12 protein-coding genes are annotated in these 14,949 nt (G+C 69.0%); 6 read left to right on the top strand and 6 right to left on the bottom strand.

What is annotated here, in order from left to right:
• From ACNUDN_RS26710 to ACNUDN_RS26720, 3 genes are read right to left on the bottom strand one after another with little or no spacing between them, the layout of a single operon-like run.
• Positions 1–777, bottom strand: coding sequence for an ABC transporter permease (locus ACNUDN_RS26710; RefSeq protein WP_419124698.1), 777 nt, complete (start codon positions 775–777; stop codon positions 1–3).
• Positions 774–1,565: an ABC transporter permease gene (locus tag ACNUDN_RS26715; protein ID WP_419124699.1), complete on the bottom strand. Its 792-nt coding sequence runs from the start codon at positions 1,563–1,565 to the stop codon at positions 774–776. The genes ACNUDN_RS26710 and ACNUDN_RS26715 overlap by 4 nt, the downstream gene beginning before the upstream one ends.
• Complete coding sequence (locus ACNUDN_RS26720; RefSeq protein WP_419124700.1) at positions 1,562–2,599, bottom strand: ABC transporter substrate-binding protein; 1,038 nt, start codon at positions 2,597–2,599, stop codon at positions 1,562–1,564. The genes ACNUDN_RS26715 and ACNUDN_RS26720 overlap by 4 nt, the downstream gene beginning before the upstream one ends.
• Before the next feature lie 68 nt (positions 2,600–2,667).
• Here ACNUDN_RS26720 and ACNUDN_RS26725 point away from each other — a divergent pair, with 68 nt between their 5' ends.
• Complete coding sequence (locus ACNUDN_RS26725) at positions 2,668–4,302, top strand: helix-turn-helix domain-containing protein (protein WP_419124701.1); 1,635 nt, start codon at positions 2,668–2,670, stop codon at positions 4,300–4,302.
• Here the strand turns inward: ACNUDN_RS26725 and ACNUDN_RS26730 are convergent.
• Positions 4,271–5,107, bottom strand: coding sequence for a helix-turn-helix transcriptional regulator (locus ACNUDN_RS26730; RefSeq protein ID WP_419124702.1), 837 nt, complete (start codon positions 5,105–5,107; stop codon positions 4,271–4,273). The genes ACNUDN_RS26725 and ACNUDN_RS26730 overlap by 32 nt on opposite strands.
• Before the next feature lie 102 nt (positions 5,108–5,209).
• Here ACNUDN_RS26730 and ACNUDN_RS26735 point away from each other — a divergent pair, with 102 nt between their 5' ends.
• Complete coding sequence (locus ACNUDN_RS26735; protein ID WP_419124703.1) at positions 5,210–5,959, top strand: SDR family oxidoreductase; 750 nt, start codon at positions 5,210–5,212, stop codon at positions 5,957–5,959.
• On the opposite strand, the gene hrpA is transcribed toward ACNUDN_RS26735, so the two are convergent.
• On the bottom strand, positions 5,922–9,857 hold the full coding sequence (gene hrpA / locus ACNUDN_RS26740) for an ATP-dependent RNA helicase HrpA (RefSeq protein ID WP_419124704.1): 3,936 nt from the start codon (positions 9,855–9,857) through the stop codon (positions 5,922–5,924). The two genes, ACNUDN_RS26735 and hrpA, sit on opposite strands and share 38 nt — an antisense overlap.
• Before the next feature lie 142 nt (positions 9,858–9,999).
• On the opposite strand from hrpA, the gene ACNUDN_RS26745 reads away from it, so the two are divergent.
• Positions 10,000–10,623, top strand: coding sequence for an MspA family porin (locus tag ACNUDN_RS26745; RefSeq protein ID WP_419124705.1), 624 nt, complete (start codon positions 10,000–10,002; stop codon positions 10,621–10,623).
• A 14-nt stretch (positions 10,624–10,637) separates the two neighbouring features.
• Positions 10,638–11,231 carry a hypothetical protein gene (locus ACNUDN_RS26750; protein WP_419124706.1) on the top strand — a complete coding sequence of 198 codons (594 nt, stop codon included), beginning with the start codon at positions 10,638–10,640 and terminating at the stop codon, positions 11,229–11,231.
• Between the two features lie 7 nt (positions 11,232–11,238).
• Here the strand turns inward: ACNUDN_RS26750 and ACNUDN_RS26755 are convergent, their stop codons facing one another.
• Entirely contained in the window at positions 11,239–12,132 is an 894-nt protein-coding gene (locus ACNUDN_RS26755) for a mycobacterial-type methylenetetrahydrofolate reductase (protein ID WP_419124707.1), read from the bottom strand.
• A gap of 222 nt (positions 12,133–12,354) precedes the next feature.
• Here ACNUDN_RS26755 and ACNUDN_RS26760 point away from each other — a divergent pair, with 222 nt between their 5' ends.
• The gene (locus ACNUDN_RS26760) at positions 12,355–13,455 is read left to right on the top strand and encodes a hypothetical protein (RefSeq protein ID WP_419124708.1); all 1,101 of its coding nucleotides are present in this window, start codon (positions 12,355–12,357) and stop codon (positions 13,453–13,455) included.
• Between the two features lie 10 nt (positions 13,456–13,465).
• Positions 13,466–14,941, top strand: coding sequence for a protein adenylyltransferase SelO (locus tag ACNUDN_RS26765; protein ID WP_419124709.1), 1,476 nt, complete (start codon positions 13,466–13,468; stop codon positions 14,939–14,941).
• The last annotated feature ends 8 nt before the right edge of the window (positions 14,942–14,949 follow it).

The raw sequence follows: 14,949 nt of genomic DNA on the forward strand, positions 1-14,949 counted from the left end.
CTAGACGGTGCGCCAGCGGGTGGCGAGGCGCTCGATGGGACCGAGGATGAACAGATCGGCGATGACCAGCAGGAGGATGAAGACCAGAACCCAGGCCAGGAAGCCGTCGAGCTGGTTGGCGTCGTACCAGTAGCGCGCCCGCCAGCCGACCCCGGAGGTGGACCCGAACCACTCGGCGAGCAGCAAGCCGTTCCACGCGCTCATGACGGCGAATCGCACTGCGGCGAAGGTGGATCCGGCGACGGCGGGTGCGACGATCTCGCGCAACACCCGGTACCGGGGAACCCCGAACGACCGGGCCATCAGAACCAGGTCCGCGGGTACCGCTCTGGTGGCCTTGGCGATGTTGACCACGACGAACGGAAGACCGGACAGGAAGACCGTCACCACCGGGGTCAACCAGCCGAAGCCGAACCACATCGTGGTCAGCAGCGCCCAGATGACGGCCGGGATCGCCAGTGCCGCGGCGGTCAGATCCGCCAACGCCAGGTCGGCGACGCGGGACAAGCCCATCACCACACCGATGGCCGCGCCCACCACCAGCGCCAGCGCCAGCCCCAGTGCGAACCGGTTCATGCTGATCGCCAGGTTGTGCCACAACTCGCCGGCGGCGGCCTCGGCGCCGAGCCGTGCGACACTCTCGGTGACCGAGGGCACCCGGTTGCCGACGATCACGGCGAGCTGCCAGGCGGCCAGGATGCTGAGCACCGCGGCTAGCACAGCTGTCGCCGAACCGGTCTGCCCGCGGAGCTGGTGCCGCCAGGTCTGGGTGGTCATGCGATTTCCTTCCGCCAGGCGAAGAAACGGCCCTCCAGGTACGCCAGGCCGCGCTCGATCAGCACCATGGTGATGACGAAAAGCGTTGTCCAGGACAGCATGTCGGCGACCTGAAACTCCTGGTAGGCCTTGCGGATCATGAAGCCGACGCCGGAGCTCGCGCCGAACACCTCGGTGAGCGCCTCGACCTTCCACGCCATCGCGAAGCCGTACCGCACACCGGCGAACACGAACGTCGTCAGCGCCGGTAGATACAGATGCCGCAGGATGTCGGTGCGATTGCGCTCGAACGCCTGACACATCGCCAACAGCTTGCCGTCGACCGATCGCACCCCCTCGGCGACATTGATCGCGATGAACGGCAGCGCCACCAGCGCTGACACCACGATCGGCCCGCCGGCGCCCACCCCGAAGATCAACAGCCCGAACACCGCGTAGGTGAGGCCGGGCATGTTGCCGAGGACGAACAGCGGTAACGAGAAGTACGCGGTCATGAACCGGGAACGGCCCATGATGAATCCGATGACCGACCCGCCGACCATCGCGATCGCGAACCCGGCGGCGATCTTGGCGATGCTGGCCGCGAAGTTGGTGAACGCCTCCCCCGAGGCCACGATCGCGAAGGTCTGTTCGGCCACGCTCATCGGTCGCGGCAGGATCGGGTCGTCGATCCAGGCGGCCAGGGCCGCCCACGAACCGACAGCCAGCAGCAGGGCCACACCCGAGATCAGCCAGCGTCGAGGGGCGATGGCCGACACGGCGTCCGGCGGGGCGTCGGTCTGGGTCACGGCTGGACTCCTTCGGTCGGCAGGAACTGGGGGTCGTCGGTGTCCTCGCCGATGACTTCGGTGGCCCGCATCAGGTCGAAGACCGCGCTCTCGTCCTGGGCCCATCCGGCATCGAAGCGGACCGAATCGGTGACCCAGTCATGTTCGGCCACATATGCCTTCATGAACTCGATGTCTTCCGGGGTGGCCACGGCGAAATGCTGGGGGTAGCTCTCGATCATCTCGTCGCGGTGCTGTTGCCATTCGGCCAGCCCGCGGTCCCACAGGTCGAGAAAGGCCGCCACCTCACCGGGATGGCCGTCGACCCAGTCCCTGCGGGCGACAAAGACGTTCCCCATCGGACCGTCGTGGCCGGGCGCCACCAGTTCTGCGAAAAGGTCGGCCGACGATTTGCCGTCGTAGAGCGCACGCACCGAGCCCTCGCGCAACTCCCGTGCCGACAGGTCCGGATAGCAGATGCAGGCGTCGATCTCGCCGCGCGCCAACAGGTTCGACAGATTCTGGATGTCGGCCACCACGACGTCGAAGTCTCCGTCGAGCACCTCGAGGTCGTGCATCTGGGCGACCAGGGCACTCCACACCAGCGTGCCCGAGACCGTGGTGAACACACCGAGACGGCGACCGGTCAGGTCGGCCAGCGACTGCGCCGTGTCATCGGTGCGCACCAGGATGCGGCTGCGCTCGGCGTTGTAGCGACCGATGATCACGGTTTCGCGTAGCGTCTGTTCCTCCAGTCCGGGCACCTCGAACGACGCCGTCGAGATGATGTCGGCGTGGCCGCCGGCGAAGAGCCCAAACTCATCCCAGGTCGCGCTCGTCTCGATGGTGTAGCCGGTGTCGCGCTGCCACCGGTCGACCAGGCCGGTGTCGTGCATGTAATCCCAGATCGGGTCGGGGGCGAAGGTGAACCGGATGACGCCGTCACGGGCCGAGCGCGACGAAGCCGGTCCGCCCAGCCCCGCGGAGCACGCCGGGGTCAGCAGGACGAGCAACAAGGCCGACAATGCGGCCAGGAGCTTTGTGATAGTGGTCACGGATCACACGATGCGTTGTCGAGGTCACACCCAGCAATGTTCGTGCACACACAGTTATCGTTGTCACTATGTCGTTTGAACACTGGTTGAGTGCGCTGGCCGAGATTGGTGAGGCGGTGGGCGGCGACGAACCGGTCGCCGAGGTACTCGACCGGGTGGCCCGGACCGCATGCACTCTGCTCGGCTACGACTTCTGTGCGGTGTTCCTGCCCGGCGCAGACGGTCGGGCGCTCACGATCGAGGGGTCCTACGGCCTGTCCGCCGAGTACATCGCCCAAGTCAACGCGAACCGCCCCATTCTGCTCGACGTCCGCGGGGACTACGAGGCGCCGACCAGCCTGGCGTTTCGCACCGGCGACGTCGTCACCCTGGAGGACATCGAGCAGGTGCCGGACTTCACCTGGGGCGGCGTTGCTCAGGAGCAGGGCTACCGGGCGCTGATCTCGGCGCCGCTGCGACGCGCCGGCACCGTGGTCGGGGCCCTCAACGGCTACCGCACCACACCACATCGATTCGACCGCGCCGAGGTCTCGCTGGTGACCACGCTGGCGACCCAGGTCGCGATCGCGCTGGGCACCGCGCAACTGCGCGCACAGGAACAGGCCACGATCCGGGAACTGCGGCGCGGTGAGGAGATCCACACTCTGCTGACGGCGACCGCCCTGCGCGGTGAAGGTGTCGAGGGGGTCGCTTCGGCGCTGTCGGAGCTGCTCGACCGCGGTGTACTCATCGAGGACGTCTACGGCGAACCGCTTGCGGACGCGAACTGGTCCGGTCCGGACCCCGGCGCCGAGGACCGCCTGGTCGCCGAGGTGACTCTGGACAACGCTGTGGTGGCTCGAATTCAGGTAGCAGCGGCCGATTCCGAGCTGTCCGGACTCGACCGGCGGGCCGTCGAACACGCCACCGTGGTCACGGCCCTGGAGTTGCTGCGGGCACGCACCGCAGCCGAAGTCGAGCAGCGGATCCGGGGGTCGCTGGTGGCGGATCTGCTCAGCGCAGACGGCGCCGGGATGGTTGAACTGCTGGACCGGGCCCGCCGCCTCGGCTGGGACCTGTCCGGCCCTCAGACGTTGACCGCGTTGCGGCCGGCCGACGAGCGCACCCTGGCCGCCGCCGACCGCTTCGTCGCCGGTGTCATGCCGCGTCCGCTCGCCGCACTGCACCGGGGCGACCTGGTTCTGGTCTGGCCGTCGTCCGGCGGCAGGCCGGTGCCGACCACGGCCCGTCTGCTCGAATTCCTCATCGCTGCCCGCAATCTCGACAAGGCACCGACGGCCGTGGTGTCCCGTTCGGTCCACGCCCGGGATCTACCCGGCTGCTTCCGGACCGTCCGGGGCGCACTCGATCTGGCCGGTGGCCGGGGCTCGACGTTGATCGATCTCGACGAACCCACCATCGATCACCTTTTGCTGCAACTCGACGATCCGGCCCGGCTGCGGGACTTCGCGTCCGCGGTGCTCGGACGCGCCGTCGACTACGACCGCGCACGTTCCACGGAGTTGCTCCACACCGCGCGGGTACTCGTCGAACACGGCCTGGACCGGCGTGCGGCCGCACAGTCACTGCACCTGCACCCCAACACGATCGCGCAACGCATCCGCAGACTCGAGGAACTGACCGGGCTCAGCCTGGCACGTCCGGCAGATCTGCTCCAGCTCACCGCGGCGCTCAGCGTCGCTCGGATTGCCGCTCTGTGCTAGCGGCGAGCGAACCCAACAACGCCAAGGCCTCGGCGCTGGCCGAGCCCGCCTCGGCGTGATACACCACCAGCTCCTGTCCGGGGCTGGACCGGACGTCGAAGGTCTGCATCCGCAAGGTCATCGATCCGACCTCCGGATGATGAAACCCTTTGGTTTGGGCTGACTTTCGGCGGGCATCGTGGTGTGCCCACAGTTCGGCGAAGTCCGGGCTGGACGCCAGCAGCTCGGCCAGGACCTCCCGGATCCGCGGATCGTGCGGCGCCTGGCCGTGACCGTGCCGGAAGCCGGCCACGGCGTCACGGGCCACCGCGGCCCAGTCGGGGTAGAAGCTGCGCGCATTCGGTTCGGTGAACACCACATGCAGCAGGTTCTTCGAGTGCGCCCAATCGGTGAACATCGCGTCGGCGATCGCGTTGGCGGCGAGCACGTCGTAGGCCCGGTTGTAGACGATCGCCGGGTTGTGCGGCCACATGCTCATGAGCTCCAGCAGCGCCGCATCGACCCGGGCGCTGACGCCGCCCCGCGCCCGCGGACTGAGCGCAGCGAGGCGGAACAGGTGGTCCCTGGCATCCTCGCGCAGCCGCAACGCCGCCGACAACGCGTCGACCACCTGGGGTGACGGCCGCCGTTCGCGCCCCTGTTCCAGCCGGGTGTAGTAGTCCACGCTCAAACCGGCAAGCAGCGCCACCTCTTCCCGGCGTAGCCCGCTGACCCGGCGTTGCCCGATGTCGGGCAGGTCCACATCGGCCGGCGTGACCTGGGCGCGCCGGGCCCGCAGGTAGTCGCCGAGCTCGTTGTCCGCCACTCCGCCCATGCTAATGAGAGCGACCATGGGCTACCTGGGTCTGACGCACCCAGGAACACCGCGTCCTCGTGCGTCGGTGCCGCCCCGGCAACAGTGGTCGTCATGAACGCACCCAGCAGTCACGAACCCCGCAGTAACGAACCCCGTGTCGCCCTGGTGACCGGCGCCAGCAGCGGGATCGGCAGGGCCATCGCCACCCGGCTGGCCGCCGACGGGCAGGTGGTGATCGCCGCCGCCCGGCGGGTGGACCGGTTGGAGGAACTGGCCGCCACCGCCGACGGCACCGTCGTGCCCTGTGCGCTCGACGTCACCGACCGGGCGGCCGTGCAGACCGCGGTCGCCGACATCGTCGACCGACACGGCAGGCTCGATGTTCTGGTCGCCAACGCGGGGGTGATGCCGCTGTCCAGGCTCGACGCCGGCTTGGTCGCCGAGTGGGACCTGATGATCGACGTGAACATCCGTGGACTGTTGCACGGTATCGCCGCAGCGTTACCGCACTTCGAGCGGCGGCAGAGCGGACACGTGGTGACCGTCGCGTCCATCGGTGCGCACGAGGTGAGCCCGACCGCCGCGGTGTACTGCGGCACCAAGTTCGCAGCCTGGGCGATCACCGAGGGGTTGCGGCTGGAGTCACCGGAATGGCTGCGGGTGACCACGATCTCACCGGGTGTGGTGGAGAGCGAATTGGCAAGCACCATCAGCGATCCGGTGGCCCGTGAGGTGATGGCCGAGTATCGGCGCAACGCCATCGGCCCCGACGCCATCGCCGACGCGGTCGCCTATGCGATCGGCACCGATCCGGACGTCGACGTCAGCGAGATCGTGATCCGTCCGGTCCGGCAACGCTGACCGCGTCGATGGCCCGGTAGATCCGCTGCTCGCTGATCGGGCGCGGGGTGCCGAGTTGCTGAGCCCACAGACTCACCCGGAGTTCCTCGATCATGCGCGCGATCTCGGCGACGTCCGGCGCGGCGGCGCGGGCCGGGGATAGCGCCCGGCGCAGGTCGTCGTACTCCGCCTGCACCGCGGCGACCCGCTCCATCCGTTCCCGGTCCGCGCCCAGGGCATGTGGTAACCGTTCCAGCCTCCGCCCGACGGCGGTCAGGTAGCGGGCCAGGTCGCCGAGATGGGCTGCGCCGCTGGCGGCGACGAATCCCGGCGGGACCAGCCGCGCCAGCTGCGCGCGGATGTCGGCGATCGCGTCGGCCTGCGCCGGGGTGGGGTTCGCCGGCAACGAGCCCTGCACCGAGTGCAGCGCGGCGAGCACCTTCTGCACCCGGCGCACGATATCGCCGGTGGTCTGGGTCAGACCTGCTTTGAGCTTTTCCCGCGCGACGCCGAACTCGGCCTTCGTCCACACCGGAGTGGGGACCAGGACCTGTACCGCGGCGGCCGCGCAGTCCTCGAGCAGCGCGGCCAGGGATCCGTCCGGGTTGCTGCCTAGCACCAGTCGGGTCCGGGTGTCCAGGGACCGTTCGACACTCTTGGTGACCGACGGTCCGCTGATCAGCAGCAGGCGGCTGCTGCCGGGGCCCATGGCGGCCTGTTGTTCGGTAATGGTGGCGAACACCCGGATGTCGACGGCTGTTCCGGTATCGACCAACGCGGGGTAGCCGCGGACCAGATGTCCGGCGGTGCCCTGGTTCTCGACGACACGGGGTAACTCGTCGAGGCCGGAAGGCCAGTCCCGCAGCCCGGTGCGCTCCAGATCGCCTGCGACGGTGGCCGCCACCGCTTGGCGCGACGGATCGGCCAGCCGTCGTTGAAGGGCGTCGAGGTCCTTGCCGCGGGACACGACGGTGCCGTCGGCGGACTCCACTGCGAACGTGACCCGCAGGTGGGGCGGCAGCTTGTCCAGGTCGAACGCATCGATGGGAACGAGAATGCCGGTGCGCCGGCGTAATTCCCGCTGGATCGCGTCGAGCAGCGGGCCGCTGTCCGGAGCGATCGAGGACAACAACGCCCGGGCGGTGTCGGGGGCCGGCACGAAGTTGCGGCGCAAATCCTTGGGCAAGGACTTGATCAACGCGGTGAGCAGCTCCTCGCGCAGGGCGGGCACCTGCCACGCGAAGTCGTCGCCACCCAAGCGGGCCAGCACGTCGACCGGGACATGCACGGTGACGCCGTCGTCGGATGCGCCGGGGTCATACCGGTAGGTCAGCGGCAGGGACAGGTCGCCGGCCCGCCAGGCGTCGGGCTGTTCGGTTCCGGCGTCGTGGCGCAGCAGGTCGTCCCGGGACATGGTGAGCAGCTCGGGGGTGCGGTGCCGCTGCTTACGCCACCACCCGTCGAAGTGACGGGCCGACACCACATCCGAGGGCACCCGGGCGTCGTAGTAGGCGAAGATCTCATCGTCGGTGACCAGCAGATCCCGGCGACGTGCCCGGTCCTCGAGATCGGCGAGCTGCTCGCGCAACCTGGCGTTGTCCCTGAAGAAGTGGTGCCTGGTCTGCCAGTCCCCGTCCACGAGCGCGTGACGGATGAACAGCTCCCGGGAGACCTCGGGGTCCACCTGCGCATATCCGATGCGCCGGCGCGCCACCAGTGGCAGCCCGTAGAGGGTGACCCGCTCATAGGCCATCACCGCGCCGCGTTCGGCGTCCCAATGGGGTTCGCTGTAGGTCCGCTGCACCAGGTGCCCGGCGACCCGCTCGACCGCTTCGGGCTCGATTCGGGCCGCGGTCCTGCCGAAGAGCCGGCTGGTCTCCACCAGGTCGGCGACGACGACCCAGCGTGGTGGACGCTTGCTGAGCACCGATCCGGGCGCCAGCACGAACCTGGCGTTGCGGGCACCCTGATAGCCGCGTCCGTCGGTGTCACGCATCCCGATGTGCGACAACAGCCCCGCGGTCAGCGCTGCGTGTACCGCTGCCGGATCGGCGGGTTCGTCCTGCTCCCTGATACCGATGTCGCGGCAGATCCCGCGCAGCTGCCCGACCAGGTCCTGCCACTCCCGGATTCGCAGGTAGTGCAGGAACTCGTCGCGACACATCCGGCGAAAAGAGCTGCCGGATCGTTCTTTTCGCTGCTCGCCGAGGTAGGTCCACAGGTTCAGATAGGAGGTGAAGTCCGAATGCTGGTCGGCGAACCGGGCGTGCTTGTGCCGCGCGGCCTCCTCCTTGTCGGCGGGCCGTTCCCGCGGGTCCGGAATCGACAGCGCGGCAGCCAGCACCAGCAGCTCGCGCACACAACCCTCTTTGTCGGCCTGCAGGATCATCCGCCCCAGCCGCGGGTCCACCGGGATCTGGGCGAGCCTGCGCCCGATTTCGGTGAGGTGGCCCTGCTGGTCGAATGCGCCGAGTTCCTGCAACAGCACGACACCGTCTCGGATGCTGCGCGCATCGGGTGGGTCGAGGAAGCCGAACCCCTCGATGTCGCCGAACCCCAGTGCGGCCATCTGCAGGATGACCGCCGCCAGATTGGTGCGCAGGATCTCCGGATCGGTGTAGCGCGGCCGGGAATCGAAATCCTGCTCACTGTAGAGCCGGATGCACACCCCGGGCGCGGTGCGCCCGGAGCGCCCGGCCCGCTGCGCCGCCGAGGCCTGCGAGATCGGTTCGATGGGCAGCCGCTGCACCTTGGTCCGGCGGCTGTACCGCGAGATGCGCGCGGTACCCGGGTCGACGACGTACCGGATGCCCGGCACGGTCAGAGAGGTTTCGGCGACGTTGGTGGCCAACACGATTCGACGCGCCGTCCGGCCCGGGTGGAACACCTTCTGCTGCTCGGCGGTCGGCAGCCGGGCGTACAGCGGAAGCACCTCGGTGTTCGCGTCGACAACAGCACGCAAAGCCTCTGCGGTGTCCCGGATCTCGCGTTCGCCGGACAGGAACACCAGAACGTCGCCCGGCGGCTCGGCTTCCAGCTCGGCCACCGCGTCGATGATCGCCTCGGTGGGATCGCGAAGCTCGGTGCGCACCACCTCGTGGTCCGGGTCGTCGGGATCCTCGCCACCCCGATCGGCCACGGTGACTTCCAAAGGCCGGTAACGGATCTCGACTGGATAGGTGCGGCCGCTCACCTCCACGATCGGGGCGTCGGAGAAGAACCTCGCGAACCGCTCCGGCTCGATCGTCGCCGAAGTCACGATCACCTTCAGATCGGGCCGGCGCGGCAGTAGCTGACGCAGATAGCCGAGCAGGAAGTCGATGTTGAGGCTGCGCTCGTGCGCCTCGTCGATGATCAAGGTGTCGTAGCGCAACAGCCGACGGTCCCGCTGCACCTCGGCGAGCAGGATGCCGTCGGTCATCAGTTTGACCAGTGTGCGGTCGGACGCCTGGTCGGTGAATCGCACCGCATAGCCGACGGCCTCGCCCAGTGGGGTAGCGAGTTCCTCGGCGATGCGCGCCGCGACGGTACGGGCAGCAAGCCGGCGCGGCTGGGTGTGGCCGATCGTGCCGCGGATGCCGCGACCGAGTTCGAGGCAGATCTTGGGCAGCTGGGTGGTCTTACCGGAGCCCGTCTCGCCGGCCACGATCACCACCTGATTGGCGGCGACGGCCGCGGCGATCTCGTCACGCCGGTCGGTGACCGGCAGGTCGGGGTAGCTGATCTGGGGCATCGCCGCCAGCCGGGACGCCACCAGCGCCTCCCCCGTCGAGATCCGCTGCGCGAGGCGCTCGAGTCGGTCGGTGGAGGGGTCACGCAGCTGTCGCAACTGCTTGCCGATGCGGGCAGCGTCGTTGATCGTCAACCCGTCCAGCCGCGCGCGCAGACTGCGCACATCGATGGGGGGAGACTCGGGCACTCGGTACAGGATAGGCGGGCCCGACGTTGGGCAGCGCACCCCGCCCGGGTCTGCTTAGATTGCGCCGCAAGTCAATTTGCCGACATGAGATGGTCGGTCGGCCGAAGTGGACCGGGAGATGCACGTGCGACGACGTGCGACGATGGCAATCGCACTGGTGGCGGTGGCGGTGATCGACGTTGCTCCGGCTCGCGGCGAACCGATCTCGATGCGTCCGTTGAGTTACGACAAGGTGTCACGCGATGGCTGGCAGCTGAACATTCGAGTCGACAACGAGGTGGTGCACTCGATTCCCAACCTGGCCAACGCTCGTGACTCGCGCGAGGGCTTCGTCACCGCTTCGGCCACCGCGACGGCGGTCGGCGGCGTCAACCCCATCACCGACAGCATCTTCATTCTCGGTTACCAACTCGGCTGTCAGTCCGATGTATCGGCGGGTCTGCAGTACGGCGGCACCGCCGGTCTCGGTCCGGTGGGCTCGCTCGGGGTCGGTGGCGGGATCCTGCCGAGCGCGTCGGTCGGCGTCACCGGCGGCGCGGCGGGCTTCGTCCAGACCGTGCTGCAGCCGGGAGTGATCGTGGACCTACCGCTGTCGAACATGACGCTGGGCCCGGGTGGTCAAGCCATGCTCGACATCGACAACATCCACATCAAGGCCGACGCCTGCGGCGGCGACGTGACGATCCGGTCGTACGCCTACCTCCGGATCTCCACCGAGGCCGCACATACCCAGTTCGCCGTCTACGGCGATCCGATCAAGATCTGAGAGGCGGTGAGCCCATGCCCGCAGTCAGCCGGCACACGGTCCTCGCAGCGTCGGTCGCGTCCGCGGCACTGCTGGGGGCGCTTCCGGGGGCGCTGCCGTGGGCGCCGGTCGCCACTGCCGATCCGAGCAATCCGGTGATCCTGCCCGACACGCCCGGTTACGTCGTCGGCGCTCCCGACATCGAACCCGGCAGCTTCTCCTACCCCTATAACGTCATCGCGGTGGGGCCACCGCCGGCGACAGATTCCCGCGGCACACGAATCAGCGCCTCCGTCGACACCGACATGAAGTCGGCGGGACTGCCAGGAAGCAGCCTGGGCAACTCCCCTCAGGCGGCGGGCCCGCTGGTGACATCGAACTCCCGCTACGGAATCTCGGCGGGTGCCGAACCACCCCAACCGGCCAACACGGGCATCGACGTCCGCGCCGGAATCGCCGGCGAACTCGCCGGTGAGGACCCGGCTGGCCGTCGGCAGGACCCGGTGGCCGTCGAGTCGAGCCAGCCAGAAGAGCTGTTCACCCCGGGCGGCTATCCCGCGCCGGTCCTGGAGACGCCGGGAACCATCCGCGAAGGGGTCGAGGGCGTGTACGGACCCCGCCCGCAGTAGCGGGCCGTCAGGGTTTGTCCGGCGCCCAGTAGGACAGCATCTCGGCCAGCGTCTCAAACGCCGCGGTATTGACCCCGTAGGTGGCCTCGAAGTGCACGCTGAGCGGAAAGCCGAGGTCGGCGACACCGTCGATGACCCGCTTGTACAGATCCACCATGAGCGTCCGCCGCCCTACCGGATCGGTGTCGGCGAGCCTGCGGACGAACTCCTGCTCGCGCGCGACAGCCTCGTTGCCGGGATCCTGGATGAGCCAGTTGATCAGGCCGACCCGGCTCTCGACCTTCGGTACGAAGCCGAACGACAGCAGGATCTCGGGTCGGTGGTCGGTCTTGTCGGCGAACTCGGTGAGCATGCCGACGATGGCGTCGGAGTACAGCAGCTGGGTCATCCCGTAGGTGGCGCCGCGGTCACATTTGAAATTGAACCGGCCGTGTTCGCCCTCCCGGGTCGGGATCAGGATGACGCCTCGGTTGGCGACGACGCTGTCGAACATCGACAACGCGTCCGTGGGCGCCACCCCGGTACCTTCGCCGTCGTTGAGCGTGCGGGGCACCCCGACGAACGCGATGCCCTCGAACCCGCTCTGGCCGAGTTCGGCAAGCCGGGCGCGCAGCCTGGTCTCGTCCATGAACGCGGTGACCTGGGTGCACAGCCCCTTGATGCCGGGCAACTCGGGCCTGATCATGTCCCAGAAGTCCAGGACGTCGAGCTTGGGCTTCATCTCGATCGGCCGGTCGCTGTCCTCCTCGATCATGCCCGGGATCATCACGTGGCGGACCCGTCCTGCCAGCCCGGCTTCGCCCGAGCACCGCAACACCTTCTCGGCGTCCTCCATGGCCTGCTCACGCCCACGCTCCACGTTCGGCGGCACGAGCTCAAGGGCGATGGTGTTCAGGCTCACAGCGTTGCTCCACATCTGACGGCAGTCTTTTCCAGGCCTGCGGACATCGTCGTCACGGCCCCGTCACCGCGGCCCCGCGTCCCCCGCCGGCCGGGAGAATCACCATACCTTTGGCGGCATCACGAACCGTGTTGAGCTTTCATGGAGTGGAGCCCCATGAAGATGCCACGAAGAAACCCGAGCCCGAGAACCCGATCCGTCCTGACTGCGACGCTGGCCGTGATGGCCGCGCTGCTGACCGCCTGCACCGGCGTCGAGACCCAGCCCGGCGCGACCACGACGACCGCGACCAGCGCACCGTCGCCGTTCGAGCCGACGACGACACGGCCGCCCACGCCGACCGGCCCGATCCTGGCCTACCGCGCGGCTGACGAACTCGGCGTCGTGGACGGCACCAGCGTGGTCGCGTCCGCGTCCGGCGCGTTCGAACCGTCCAACGATCTGATCACCACCGAGGACGGCCGGTTCGTGTTCTCCCGCACCACCGACAATCAGCTGGTCACGCTCGACGTCGCCTCCGGCGAGGCGACGACACGACAGCTGCAGGTGGGCCCGGCGTTGGGCACTGCGGGTGGGAGCACCGTGCTGTGGTGGGAGCAGCCCAACCGGTTGATGCGCCTGGATCTGTCCGACCCTGGTTCCCAGCCGGAACTGCATCAGGTCGTCGACCTGCCACCGGTGGCGGGGGTGCGGCCGGGCGAACCCCGGCTGGTGGTGGCCAGGGGTGGCACCGCGGTGGTGGCGCGGGTGGAGGACCCACCGTCGCCGTTCGGTGGGCCCGACACGCTCTACGCGGTCCGGGGTCCCGGGCCCCCGGCCTCGCTGGGCCAGGTGGACGCCAACAGCCCGGTGTCGGTCGCCCGGCTCAGTCCCGACGGAGCGTCGCTGGCCTACGCCCTCTACCGCAGCACCGACAGTGCCTGCGGCACCGCGGCGATCGTGACGTCGGACGCCGACGGGACCCAGCAGACCTTCGATGTGGCCGGCCCGGACGTCGACGCCGGATCGCGGGTGACCAAGCTGTGGTGGCCGGCCACCGGCGCACCGAAGTTGAGCCTGACCAATTGGCAGTGCGGCCAACCGCAGACGTTCCCACCGGTGGTGTGGCAGGTGTCCGGTGACCACATCGCGCAGACCGACCCGCCCACCTCGGCTCTGCAAACCGCGGACGTCGCGCCGGGCCAGCGTGCGCTGATCCTGCCCGCCAGCGACAACCTCGGGGATCCGGCGGGAACGCTGGTTCTCGAGGAGAGTTCGCGCCGGATCTCGATCAAGGACGATGTCGACGCGCTCGCGGTGATCCAGCCGGCTCCGGCTCCGTAGGCTGGATGGGGTGACTGTCGCCCTACAGAGCCGATTCGTTGGAGAGCTTCCGGAGCTGGCCGTGAGCTGGAAGGCCGAGGACGCGCCGCAACCGGAGCTGCTCGCCTTCAACGAACCGCTGGCCGTCGAGCTCGGCCTCGATCCGGACTGGTTGCGCGGACCGGACGGGCTGGCTCTGTTGGTCGGGGTCGCCGTCCCGCCCACGGCGACCCCCGCGGCGCAGGCTTATGCGGGCCATCAGTTCGGCGGCTACCAGCCGCGGCTCGGAGACGGTCGCGCGCTGCTGATCGGCGAGTTGGTCGACACCACCGGAGGGCTGCGCGACCTGCATCTCAAAGGTTCCGGGCGCACGCCCTTCGCCCGGGGCGGCGATGGTTTGGCCGCCGTCGGGCCGATGCTGCGCGAGTACGTCATCAGCGAGGCCATGCACGCGCTGGGTATCCCGACCACCCGGGCGCTGGCCGTGGTGGGCACCGGGCGGGTGGTGTACCGCGAGACGGCGCTGCCCGGCGCCGTGCTCGCCCGGGTGGCCGCCAGCCACCTGCGGGTGGGGACGTTCCAATACGCGGCGTCGCTGGCCGCCCGGGCCGGGTCCGCATCCGGGCAGGCGGACACGGATGTGCTGCGCAGGCTCGCCGACCACGCGATCGCCCGTCACCACCCGCAGGCAGCCGAGGCCGAGCACCCTTACCTGGCGCTGCTGGACGCCGTCAGCGCGGCCCAGGCCCGGCTGGTCGCCACATGGATGCTGGTCGGTTTCATCCACGGCGTGATGAACACCGACAACATGACGATCTCTGGCGAGACGATCGACTACGGGCCGTGCGCGTTCATGGAGGCCTTCGATCCGGCGACGGTGTTCAGTTCGATCGACAGCTGGGGTCGCTACGCCTACGGTAATCAGCCGTCGATCGCGCTGTGGAATCTGGCGCGGTTCGCCGAGACACTGCTTCCGCTGCTCGACGAGGACACCGGTACCGCGATCGGCATGGCCGAGACGTCCCTGGGGGCTTTCCAGGGCAGCTACGAGGCGGCCTGGACGGAGGGCATGGGGGCCAAGCTCGGCGTCCCGAACGCGCCGAACGCGGCGATCGCCACGCTGGCCGAGCAGCTCCTTTCGCAGCTGGCCCAGAGCGGTGTCGATCACACGTCGTTCTATCGCCGACTGGCCGTGGCTGCCCGCGGCGACGCCGAACCGGTGCGTGGCGAGTTCATCGACCTGGCCGCGTTCGACGACTGGCTCGCACGCTGGCGCGCCCTCGGGCCCGACCCCGACCTGATGGACCGGACCAATCCGCTCTACATCCCGCGCAACCACCTGGTCGAGGAAGCACTGTCCGCGGCCACCGGCGGGGACCTGGCACCGGTACAGGGTCTGCTCGCGGCGATCGGATCGCCGTTCGACGAGCGGCCCGGCCTGCAGCGCTACAGCCAACCCGCCGAGAAAGAGTTCAGCGCCTCGTTCCAAACCTTCTGTGGAACCTGACTGCTCGG

This window comes from Mycobacterium sp. smrl_JER01 (assembly GCF_048513595.2).
Classification (GTDB): domain Bacteria; phylum Actinomycetota; class Actinomycetes; order Mycobacteriales; family Mycobacteriaceae; genus Mycobacterium.